7 protein-coding genes are annotated in these 12,018 nt (G+C 47.2%); 4 read left to right on the top strand and 3 right to left on the bottom strand.

Annotated elements, in window-relative coordinates:
* The first annotated feature begins 21 nt into the window (after positions 1-21).
* Entirely contained in the window at positions 22-954 is a 933-nt protein-coding gene (locus C7B77_RS12875; protein WP_106305134.1) for an undecaprenyl-diphosphate phosphatase, read from the top strand.
* Between the two features lie 430 nt (positions 955-1,384).
* Positions 1,385-2,011 (top strand): Uma2 family endonuclease, encoded by a 627-nt coding sequence (locus tag C7B77_RS12870; RefSeq protein ID WP_106305131.1) that lies wholly within the window; start codon positions 1,385-1,387, stop codon positions 2,009-2,011.
* A 62-nt stretch (positions 2,012-2,073) separates the two neighbouring features.
* Here the strand turns inward: C7B77_RS12870 and C7B77_RS29230 are convergent, their stop codons facing one another.
* From C7B77_RS29230 to C7B77_RS12855, 3 genes are all read right to left on the bottom strand, one after another.
* Positions 2,074-5,304: an ExeM/NucH family extracellular endonuclease gene (locus C7B77_RS29230; protein ID WP_146138304.1), complete on the bottom strand. Its 3,231-nt coding sequence runs from the start codon at positions 5,302-5,304 to the stop codon at positions 2,074-2,076.
* Positions 5,305-5,595: 291 nt separating this feature from the next.
* Positions 5,596-6,168 carry a DVUA0089 family protein gene (locus C7B77_RS12860; protein ID WP_106305128.1) on the bottom strand — a complete coding sequence of 191 codons (573 nt, stop codon included), beginning with the start codon at positions 6,166-6,168 and terminating at the stop codon, positions 5,596-5,598.
* Between the two features lie 159 nt (positions 6,169-6,327).
* The gene (locus tag C7B77_RS12855) at positions 6,328-7,113 is read right to left on the bottom strand and encodes a PEP-CTERM sorting domain-containing protein (protein WP_106305125.1); all 786 of its coding nucleotides are present in this window, start codon (positions 7,111-7,113) and stop codon (positions 6,328-6,330) included.
* 432 nt (positions 7,114-7,545) lie between these two features.
* Here C7B77_RS12855 and C7B77_RS12850 point away from each other — a divergent pair, with 432 nt between their 5' ends.
* Together C7B77_RS12850 and C7B77_RS12845 are read left to right on the top strand one after the other, a co-directional pair.
* On the top strand, positions 7,546-9,549 hold the full coding sequence (locus C7B77_RS12850; RefSeq protein WP_106305122.1) for an NAD-binding protein: 2,004 nt from the start codon (positions 7,546-7,548) through the stop codon (positions 9,547-9,549).
* Positions 9,550-9,793: 244 nt separating this feature from the next.
* A complete protein-coding gene (locus C7B77_RS12845) occupies positions 9,794-11,956 on the top strand; it encodes an alkaline phosphatase PhoX (protein ID WP_106305119.1) in 2,163 nt (720 codons plus the stop codon).
* Positions 11,957-12,018 lie beyond the last annotated feature (62 nt).

The raw sequence follows: 12,018 nt of genomic DNA, 5'->3' as shown, positions 1-12,018 counted from the left end.
CCCCCATTTCTATCTCAAATTATGACTATGCGATCGAAAACCAAATTTTCACTCATCATATTGGGAGCGATCGCTGCTGGCTCGATCTCAGCAATTCCGGTAGTAGCTCAACCCGCAGCTACTAGCACCGCTGCGGTTGTTGCCGATGGTAATATCATACAAGCTGCGATCTTAGGGGTAGTTCAAGGTATTACTGAATTTCTACCGATTAGTAGCACCGCTCACTTATTGGTGACGACTAAAGTCTTTGGTTGGCAACAGCTCGGTCAAAAAGATTATGCCGATGCAATTCAATTTGGTAGTGTTTTAGCTGTTTTAATCTATTTTTGGAAAGATCTTACTACCGTAGTTGGCGGTGGTGTCAGCGGACTGCTTCGCCAAGATTGGCAAGATATTAATGTCAAAATATTCGCCGGAATTATCGTGGGAACTTTACCCGCACTCATCCTGGGTTTTTTGGGTAAAGATATCTTGCCAGACAACGCCCAGATCATCGCAATTATGTCGATCGTCATGGCAACTTTACTCTTTGCTGCCGAGCGATTTAGCAAACATAAACGCGGATTTGAGGGCTTAGAAATCAAAGATGGGCTGCTCGTTGGCTTGGCACAAGCGATCGCCTTACTTCCTGGCGCATCTCGATCGGGTTCGACTTTGACTGCTGGTTTATTTCTCGGATTGGAGCGCGAAACTGCCGCTAGATTTTCCTTTTTAGTAGGTTTGCCGACACTAGCGATCGCCACTCTCTATAAAGCTTTGAAAATCTTTAAGGAGAATGAGTTGCCTATTCCATTATTAGCCGTGGGAATGGTTTCTACTTTTATTTTTTCATATATTGCGATCGCTTTTTTACTGAATTATCTCAAAACTAAAAATACGATGATTTTCGTTTGGTATCGCTACGCTTTTGGGGCTTCAATTCTCATCGCGCTAGCGGCTGGGTGGAAAGCATAGTTACTGGAACTGACAACGCCTGTTGCCAAACGCTACGGTTACGCTGACGTGAAGACTAAACAGCGCGTTAGCACGTCAGAAACCTTGTTTCGTCATGGTTCGATCCCACATTCCGCTAGTCCAGGCGATCGAAAAATAATTAAAACGAAGCCATTGGATCGTAGCGATTGCATTCTCAATAGGATAAGACTATTGAGAATGTATCATCGATCGCGAAAAAGAGACTAAATCGTTAGAAAGGCTGATACGAAAGGATTCTGCATCTTATTATTTTTTAGGCGATCGAACTAGCGGAATGTGGATTCGATTTCCAAACCGCTGGGAATGACTAGTTCGACATTCGTCCAGCCGCCGCCGGAACTCACCATGTTACACATATATTGCATATCGATCTGGTAAAATTGGGATATTAGTTTGGCTAAGTTAACTTATGACCATTACAATCGAGCAACCGTTACAGCAGAAGCCGATCGGTTTTGACGAATTTCTCGCTAGTTATGGTGGAAATAATCGCTATGAACTAATCGATGGAGAGGTATTCGACTTGGAACCAACAGGAGCGCATGAAGAGGTTGCAGCTTTCATTACTACAAAGATCTGTGTCCAAATTGATGCAGCGAAATTACCTTGGTTCGTCCTTCAACGGGGAATATTACGCCCTGATAACGCTGGGATAACGGCATTTAGACCTGATGTTGCAGTAATAGATAGAAACGAACTCTCTCAAGAAATGCTTTGGCCCGAACAGTCGATTCTAACTTTGGGCAGTTCGATTAAATTTGTAGCGGAAGTGGTTAGTAGCAATTGGCAAAATGATTATTCCCGTAAGGTGGAAGACTATGCAGTTTTAGGTATTCCTGAATATTGGATTGCAGACTATGCAGGATTAGGTGGTACGCGGCATATTGGTAAGCCCAAACAGCCAACATTGTCAATCTGTACGCTAGTGAATGGAGAGTATGAAATTCAGCAGCTTCGGGGCGATCGAGAGATCGTCTCTCTCACCTTTCCAGATTTAAAACTAACGGCAGAACAGGTGTTGAGAGCAGGTAGGTAAAATCACCATAAAAAAACAGGAGCAATTTATAAGTTGCTCCTGTTTTTATTAATTGCAACTAATTAGAACAACGAGAAACTATTATTAGTCAAAGCAGGGATGCCGACTAATTGAGCGATGCGGACTTGCGTGTTGCTAGTGCCAGATCCATCGGCATCGAAGGATAACACGCCAGAATTATTGTTGTAGATAAATCGGTGATTGGCTGTGGATGCAGAAGATCCGATCGTGAATCGGGAAGCATCTAAGACTCCCACCGCATCATTAATACCAAAACCGGAACGGGAGATACTAAATCGATCTTGTCCTGCCACGAAGTCATTGATTTTGTCAAAGCCTTCGTTGGCACCATAGTAAACAAAATTATCGTTACCAGCACCGCCAAAGAGTAGATCGACGCCGATACCGCCGACGATAAAATCATTACCGCCGCCAGCATTAATGATGTCATTACCAGTATTACCAAAGAGGGTATCGCTACCATTGGTACCGACTTGGTTGTCGGCTCCAGCGTTGCCGCCAGTTGGCTTTAAGTTTAGTCCAGCTAGTACTGGATCGTGATCGGAAGAACGGAATCGATTTGGTTGGTAGAGGCTAGTATCGTTGCGGTCTTCGGCAGTATTTTCACCTGACGAGATGACATCATCGTTGTAGTCTAAAACGATCGGCTCTGAGGAGTTGATACTCCACTTGGCGGCACCCGTGACTTGCGCTTGCAGGCTAGATGTTACCAAGGCGTGGTCGAGGGAGCCTGTCTGACCGTCAAAAACGAAGGAATCGCTCGTAGTATTCAGCTTGGTTAAGCCGCCAGCACGGAGGATATCGATCGGGTCTTCTTCGTTGTAGGCATTGAGATCGCCTAAAACCATCACATCGCTGTCGCCAGAGGCGGTTTGCATCTGCGTGACAAAGTTGAGTAGGGCGGTAGATTGGGCTTTGCGGGTGGCATTCGACAAGCCTTGACCGTCGCCTTGGTCGCTATCGCCTGGTAAGCCAGCACTAGAACCTTTAGACTTAAAGTGATTGACGATCGGGGTAAATTTTTCGCCGCTAGCATTGTTGATGAAGGTCTGTGCTAATGGCGGACGAGCGGTATTAAAAGCGGAATCGTTGAAATAGACGGCATTACCGACGGGTGTAACGGCACCAGGCTTGTAGATGAAGGCAACCTTAATTTCATCAGTACCGGGGCTACCAGTGGTATTTGCCAGTTTGATGTAGTCGTAGGTGTTAGACCCGATCGAGGCATTCAAGCCATTCACGAGATTGACGATCGCCGAATTAGCACCATCGCCATCATTTTCCATCTCAATTAAACCGACGACATCGGCATTCAAATCTTTGATGGCTGAGATAATCTTAGCTCGCTGGCGATCGAACTCAACTGTCGTATCCGCACCCCGCGAAGTCGGGAAGCCACCGCTCCCACCATCGCCGTTGAAGTAGTTGAGGACGTTGAAACTACCGACTTTAATCCCACCGCCGACATCGGGCAACGCCGGACGCGCTTCGTAGTTGAAGACTGGGGCTTGCGTGGGTTGAATCCGGTAGTTGCTGAAGCCAAATCCCAGCACGCCAGTCAATCCGCCGATCGTGCTACCGATGCGGAGGGTGTCGTTATTCGGATTCGCATCGGTGGTGTCGATATAGGGTACATCGAGGAGATTGGACGAGCTGCTACCATCATCTAAGATAATCCGACGGCGATTGTTGAGATCTTGTTGGGCGGTGACAGCCGCAACATTACTATTCCCTGTCGAACTCGTACCCGATGCTGGTGCATCGTTAGGATCGATGATATTAGTCGGATTGAATAAACGACCGTCGGCAGATAGGGAAACTTCCCCAAAGCGGCCTAAGTTAAAGACTTCAGTAACGGTCAGGGCTTCGGGGATGGTAATTAACATCCCTTCATAGCGTTCTAAATCGCCCACGGTAGCGATCGGCAGATCTAGGGCAGTAGGAGTCACCAACGCCTGTTGTCCGGTCGCCTGGACGCTAACATCGGCTGCTGTGGAGGGCGTAATTATCGCTTGGTTAAAGGAGGGAGTCGCTGCATTTTCGGCAACGGTACCCGTGACGCGCACTTTGTCGCCGACATTAACTGCCGTGAGGGAGTTGACAAAAATCCCTTCTGATGTTTCGACATTGCCATCGGCATCAGTGTTTTCTTCTTGGAGATAAAAGCCTCCGAGTTGTCCGGTGCCTTGGAAGTCGCCGACGACGATACCTTCGATCGTAAATGTCCCTGCTGTTGCCGCAGTACCAGAACCCTGAATCGTACTAATTTTGGTAGTTGAGGGTGCAACAGTATCATTATCGACGATCGTCACATTCGCAGTCGCAGTCCCCAGCGTGAAACCTGCTGATGGGGACAGAGTGAGGGTGACGGCTTCATCACCTTCGACGATCGCATCATCGACTGGAGCGACAAGTACGTCTACAAATGAACTGCCAGCCGCGATCGTGGCAGTACCAGGTAAAGTAGTATAGTCGTCACTAGGGGTCGCTTGACCAGCACCCGTGCTCACAGAGTAGTTAACGTTCAACGCATTAGTTGTATCACCAGTGCGGGAGATTCGGAAACTACCGTTAGCCGTGCCTGCTTCAGCAGCATTAGACGTGGCGGCGATCGATACTACTGGCAGAACGACAACTGGGCCTCCTGAAGCAATATTGATATCGTCAATCCCAATCCACTCGTCGTTACCTGCGGCATTGGTGGTAATAATCCGCAACTGGACTTGAGCTTGATTTTCTGCCGCAGCAGGAAGTGTCAGGCTGACGGGGGTAACCTGAGTTGCCAAACTGGGGCCAGAACTAGCATCAGCGATATACCCAGCCGGAAGATTAGTAAAATTACCCGAAGTACCTACTCGATACTGGACGGCGATGGGCTGGATCGCATTGTCAGCAGATCCGTCAATGTCTCGGAGGTTGAACGAAACATTGACATTGTTTACACCCAAGGTATTGAGGTGGATTAGCAGATAGGGGGCTTGAGCAGTATTAGAACCAGTCAGCGCGACCACTGGATCGGTAATGGCAAACTCAGTCACCCCGCCAGTATTAAAAGTATTAGGATTAGTTTGATTGGCATTGACATCAACTACTGGTGTACCTTCAGCCAAGATAGTTTGGGGGTCTACTCCAGCTAATGAGGTTAAACCATCGCCGCGATAACCGATAATACTGGGGACACCACTCCAATCATCATTAGCCGTAATTAGACCTGCATTACTCCAATTTTGGGTAAATGCGCCAGCCGCTAAGTCATGATAAATATTACTCATTGTGATAAGTCTCTACAGGTTTTTTAAGCTTCTCAATTGGAAAGAAAATTGCAGGCTTGCCACGCCACTGCTAGCTCGGCAAGTTGAGATTCTGGAAATTTAGCAAGACTAAATCGAAACTTTATATAGACATCAAACTGTTTTCACAGCTTGGAATAAGCAGAGCCTGGGAAATAAAATCTTTAGTCTCCATTCGCGTAGCGTGCCGTAGGCAAAGACTGACTTTAGTAACACTATCAACGATCGAAATCGTTATACTAGATCTAGCGTAATCTTGAATAATACTTAGATTTACTTTTTGCTCGATGACAATTTACGTTTTAATTTAAATGCAGCCAATCCAGCTAGAGTAGTGCCAATGAGACTCGAAGGTTCTGGTACCGCAGTGGCGGACGATACCGCGACGATATCCACCGCATAATTTGCAGTTCGACCGAAAAACGCACCGCTCCCATCGAAACCTTCCGAAATGTTTGTTTTATTGGGAAAGTCAAAAAATCTGCCAGTTGCACTGATGACTGCTTGATAGTTTCCAGGTGAAAATGTAGCTGTAAAGCTTAAATCTTCCACGGCAGTGTATTCATTTAATCCATCGGTATAGTAGTTACCGCTAGAATCGAAGATTGTCAGCCGTGGGCTAAATCCCCCCGCCGGAATTACACTTCCCGCAGCGTTGGTGCCGCCATTGTAGCTAAAAGACTTAAATGCTAGTGGCGCGCCAGTTGAAGTAAATGGCAGGGAAGCGATCGCATCGGCATCGGCTAACGATCCGGTAAAAGATGCCCCATAAGCAGGCGCAACCAGTGTGACTCCAGTAGTTGCTGTCGTAATTCCTAATAATGTCGCGATCGTGAATTTTTTCATTGTTTTACAGATAAGTGTGTTCTAAATTTGATAACTTCATTATTCCCAGGAATGTCAAAAGTTTGTCGTGCAATATTCCGTTCTTTAACTTATCGATCGCACCGAGCAAAACGGACGCTAAAGAAACGTCCGTTTGTGCGATAGTCCAACTGCTAAAATTTATAATGTTCTCGATTTACTGGCAATTCGGCGTTTGATAACGATCGCTGCTGCTAACATTGCTACGATACTACCCATAAAATCAGCAGGTTCGGGAACGGCGGTAGGACTAGGAACTGGAACAGCAGCCAGCGAGAAATTATCGATCACTAATCCATGATCGTTACTACCATCGTTATTTTCGATCCACCGCACCCAGAGAGTGCTGTTATTCGACCAGTTCAGCGTATTGAGCGTACCACCTCGGTTGGCAACCAGACCAGTAGTATTACCATCGATCACAGCAGCAGCAGTAGTTGCGACAGGTGAAGTCCAATTAAAATTCCCGCCTGGAGCCGTCCAAGTAGGAACCGCCCCAAAAGTATTGCCAAATCCGTACTCCAGCACCATCGTTTGTGGCGTTGGATTAAGATTATTGCGCCACTGTTCTCCATCAAAACCAATATTGACGCTGTTAATCGCCGCGCCACTGTTATTCGTAGCAGCAAAAGCAATCCAGCCAGCAACGTTGCCACTTGCTGGAGAGCCAAAATAGGTTCCGCCCGAACCCAGTCCGCCTAAAGCTCGATCGGGAGCACCTGTAGTACCATAGCTGTAAAAACTGCCAGTACCAGAACTGCCGTTTTCTGCTGAATAAGTCGTAATAGCAGTTCCAGGAGTTGGCTGACGGAAAAGAGACCATCCAGGTAACGTAGAATCATTAGTCCAGGTATTAGCACCTGTTGAAGTAGTCAGACTATTAAAGTCTTGAGTATAAGTAGTAGCACCATTAAATAGAACAGCCATTTCAAGACCTCATTAGCTAAATGTTTACATCATTACGAGATCGAGCCACAGTCAAGATCGAGTCGATTTGGCAATTAGCGACCATCTTTGTCTCTTCCGAATCTAGAAGGCTGGCATAAAAGCACAGCCCTACAGATCGGATGTGGCGATCGGACAGGGAAATCGGGTTGTTGCAAATTTGACAACTGTGGACTTTTACTAGTCCCACTGGATAATATCTCGATAAATGAAACAATTTTGTTATAGAATTCTCATTCATCCACAATCTTGCCGAACTACACTTAGACCAAACAGGTATTGCTGGAATGGGGTATAGGAAGGCTTTAGGCTTTAGGCTTTAGGCTTTAGGTTTTAGGGACTAACAAGTTTCGCTAAGTGGCAGAGCGTACCGCAACCCAGTAACGCCAATAAAACTCGATCGGCACAAAGCGCATGAAATTAGATCGTTTTTTGGTATGTGGTTTGGGTAGTCTCGGTCAACACTGCGTATTGGCTCTTCAGCAATTTGGCGTAAAGATCGTGGCGATCGAACAGGTAGCTCCTCAAAGTTGGGAAGTGCCGAATTTAGTCAATTTATTAGACGATCTGATTATTGGCGATTGCCGGGAAAATAATGTGTTAGCGCAAGCCCAAATCCAAACTTGTCGCGCCGCCCTAATTGTGACTAGTAACGAAGGCGTCAATGCCGAAATCGCTTTAGCCATCCGTCAACTCAACCCGCAGACGCGGCTAGTCGTGCGATCGGCAAAAACCAATCTCAATCAATTATTAAGCCAACAACTCGGCAATTTTATCGCCTACGAACCGATCGAACTTCCGGCTCACTCCTTTGCTATTGCCGCACTGGGTACGGATACCGTCGGCTTTTTTAATTTAGATGGTTATTGGTTGCGGGTCGTGCGCCAACGCATGAGTCCCAACCATCCGTGGTGCAATGCTCGTCGGCTGCACGAAATTAATACGCGCAGCCAAAAGCTACTCGCCCACAACGGCTCGGCAACCGATTTAGGTTTCTACCAATGGCAGTTTGAAGATCTAGTTACGGATGGCGATGTAGTTACTTATATCGAAATTGCCGATCGATTTTCACTGCACGCGACCCCAGATCGACCGATTGCCACTGGTAGAAGAACCAAACAACCTCAACTCGTTGCCATACTCGATCGCTGGGCGCGCCGCGCTGGCGATCGATTTATGCGGTTTTGGCGATCGAACTTTCAGCAACAAGTCCGCCGCGTGGCTCTCATTTGTTGTTTGATTGTCGTGTTGTTACTAGCGATCGCTACCGTCCTCTTTCGTCAATATTATCCAAACACGACTTGGGTGTCGGCATTTTATGCCTCCGCCATCTTACTCTTAGGGGGCTATGGCGATCTATTTGGCAGCTTTGAGAAAATTTCGACGATTCCCTGGTGGCTCCAAACTTTCGCCCTCAGTTTGAGTCTGGCTGGCACGGCCTTCGTGGGCGTATTGTATGCAGTTCTGACCGAATCTCTGCTATCATCAAAATTTCAATTTGTCAAGCAAAGACCGCCCGTACCGCAACAGAACCACATCGTCATCGTGGGTTTGGGACGAGTCGGGCAACAAGTCGCTCTGTGGCTACAGCAGATGCAGCAATCCGTCGTCGGCGTGACATTGCAGCCCGATCTCAACAGCACGATCTTGCCAAATCTGCCAATAATTACGGGTAATATAGCCCAATCCCTGGCGCAAGCCAATCTCCCAACCGCCAAAAGCGTCATTATCGTCACCGATGATGAAATGCTCAATCTCGAAGTTGCCTTGATGGTGCAAGCGATCGATCCGCAGCTCGATCTGGTGATTCGGACATCGGGACAACGCTTGAGCCAACATCTGACGAAAACGCTACCAACTGCCCGCGTGTTGGGGATGCATACGGTATCGGCAGAAGTGTTTGCTGGAGCGGCATTTGGTGAAAATATCCTGAATCTATTTCACAGCGATCGACAGACTATTTTAGTCACTGAATACGCGATCGAATCAGGCGACACCCTCGATCGCTTGCTATTAGCGGATATTGCCTATGGTTACGGCGTAGTGCCGATTTTGCACCATCGCAGCCCCAATCCCGCCAGCTTAATGCCTACCGACGATATCTTGCTGGCAAATGGCGATCGATTGGTAGTCTTGGCAACGACAGAGAGTTTGCGCCGGATCGATATCGGCGATCGACACCCTAAAACTTGGCATGTGGAAGTCGAGCTAGCGATGACCGCAGAATCTACTTTTGAAGGGGCAAATATTATCGGACGCATCTCTGGTTGTTCGCTGCGGATCGCTAGAGATTTGATGGAAAATTTACCAGGAACTTTGAATGTTCCGCTGTATCAACATCAAGCCCAACGATTGGTGCGGGCGTTAGAAAAGGTGCGCGTCAAAGCCAAAATCGTCCCGATCGATCCGTTGGCGTAGCCTCTCAGAATGAGAATCGCTCACAGGTTATCTTTAATTTAAGAAATAAGGCAGTTTCATTAACCAGTAGTTAAAGATTAGATTTTTCGATTCTTAATAAAAAATCTTAACGTTCCGAGCAGCCCGATGCGATCGATTATACTCGCATCGTTGGAAAAACAATGCCAAACTACATAACAGTCGATACTGCATAACAGTCAATCTTCCAAAATTCTGTTTCGCTAGATACTTACTGGAAAAACTCATGGACAGCCTTTCTTTCGATACAACACAGCCTTCTCAAATCAAAGGTCTAAATGGTTGGACTGTCGATCCCCTCGTCACTATTGGTGATAAAGTCGGTAACTATGCTCCTCCTGGTATCCTCGACGGGATTGGAGCTTACGCACTCAATGACACAACCGTCCGGGTACTCGTCAATAGTGAATTAAGCAATACAGTCGGTTATAGATACACTCTCAAAAACGGTACCCAACTTCCTGGCGCACGAGTTAGTTACTTTGATGTTGACAAACGTACTTTCCAAGTTACCAACGCAGGTCTAGCTTATGACACCATCATCAACCGTGCTGGTGAAGTTGTAGACGCAACCACAGACCTAGAATTTGGTGCGATCAATCGCTTCTGTTCGGGGATTTTGGTTGAAGCAAATCAGTTTGGTACTGGCAAGGGCTTGGTAGATCGCATTTATTTTGCTGGCGAAGAAACCAACGGCGGTAGTCAGTTTGCATTAGATACCAAAACTAACACCTTACATGCAGTACCCTGGTTCGGTCGTGCCGCATGGGAAAACGTTACCGAGATCGACACCGGAACCACTAATAAAGTTGCCTTTATCGTTGGCGACGATCGTAGCAATGCTCCTTTAATTCTCTATGTCGGCGACAAGAATGCTAAAGGTGATGGCAGTTTCTTAGATCGGAACGGGCTAGCTAAAGGCAAACTATTTGTCTGGGTTGCTGATGATGCTAATAGTGCTACCGATGCGATCGAGCGTAGCCCTAGTGAGTTCAAGGGTAGCGGTGCTAGCACAAACGGCAAATTTGTCGAAATTGCTTACTACGATCCTACTAAGGCAAATACCGCTGGTTACGACGCTCTGGGTTTTGTCACCCAAGCTAAACAGGATGAACTAGCCGAAGCTGCTAAAGCTTTCAAGTTCTCTCGACCAGAAGACGTTGCTACCAACCCAGTTGATGGTACTCAGGTCGTACTTGCTTCTACTGGTAACAGTGCTTCAGCCGATATTTGGGGTACGACTTACAAAATTGATGTTGATTTTAATAACATCACTGCTGGCAATATCACCGCCAAAATTGACATCCTTTATGATGGCAATGACGCAGGGAAACAGGCCGCAGGTCTACGTAGCCCCGACAACCTCGATTGGGCTGATGATGGCAAAATCTACATCAACGAAGATCGATCGATTTCTACCTTTGGTAGCATTGAAGCTTCGATTTTCAGCATCGATCCTAGTGCAGCCAATCCTGCTAACACTCTAACTCGGATCGCGCAGATCGATCGCTCTGCCGTTCCTGCTGGTCAAACCGATACTGCCCCAACTGATATCGGTAACTGGGAAACTTCTGGTATTCTCGATGTTTCCAAATTGTTTGGGGCCAAACCGGGCGAACTGTTTGTGGTTGACGTTCAGGCTCACAGTGTCCGTGGTGGCTCGATTATCTCGGCTACTAACGTCGATGGTAATAACGATGGCACCAAAACTGATGCTGAAAACCTCGTTGAAGGCGGTCAATTATCTCTCCTAATCGCGCCTAAAGCGAACCTCATTCAAGGATCTAACTTGTTTGGCGGTACCTCCGGTGCTGATACGATCGAAGCTGGCGTTACCAAAGGTTTTGATGGTGTCAACGATAGCGTCTTTGCTGGTGCTGGTAACGATACTGTCGATAGCGCAATTGCTGGCGTACTCGCAAGTGGCAACCGTGTTGACACTGGTAGCGGTGCCGATACAATTTTTGTTGCTAATAACGATCGTGCATTCGGTCAAGCTGGCGACGATCTGTTTGAAGCATCCGATGCTAGCGGCTACCGCATTTCTGGCGGTGCTGGTAACGATACTATCTTCCTCGGTAAAGATGGTCGCGCTCTCGGTGGCGAAGGTAACGATCGCTTCTTTGCTGGTAACGGTGGCGGTAACACGCTCTCTGGTGGTGCTGGTGCCGACCAATTCTGGATCTTCAATGGTGAAGCTCCAGCTAGTGCCAATACTGTCATCGATTTCCAACTCGGTACCGATGTCTTGGGCATTAGCGGTTCTTCATTGAAGTTTGCTGACTTGACTCGGACTGGTAACAATATCGCCATCGGTGGTAACACGATCGCCACTTTAACTGGTGTAGATACTACGACTCTCACTGCGGCTAACTTTGCTTTCGTCTAATCTCGATCGCCGCAAAGTTAATTACACCAAATTAGCTCCACAAACCCAGGCAGCCCTCACCC

It is taken from the genome of Chamaesiphon polymorphus CCALA 037, from assembly GCF_003003845.1.
GTDB classification, from domain to species: Bacteria; Cyanobacteriota; Cyanobacteriia; order Cyanobacteriales; family Chamaesiphonaceae; genus Chamaesiphon; species Chamaesiphon polymorphus.
The sequence above is the reverse complement of the archived record's forward strand: the minus strand, read 5'-3'. Positions and strand labels throughout refer to the sequence as shown.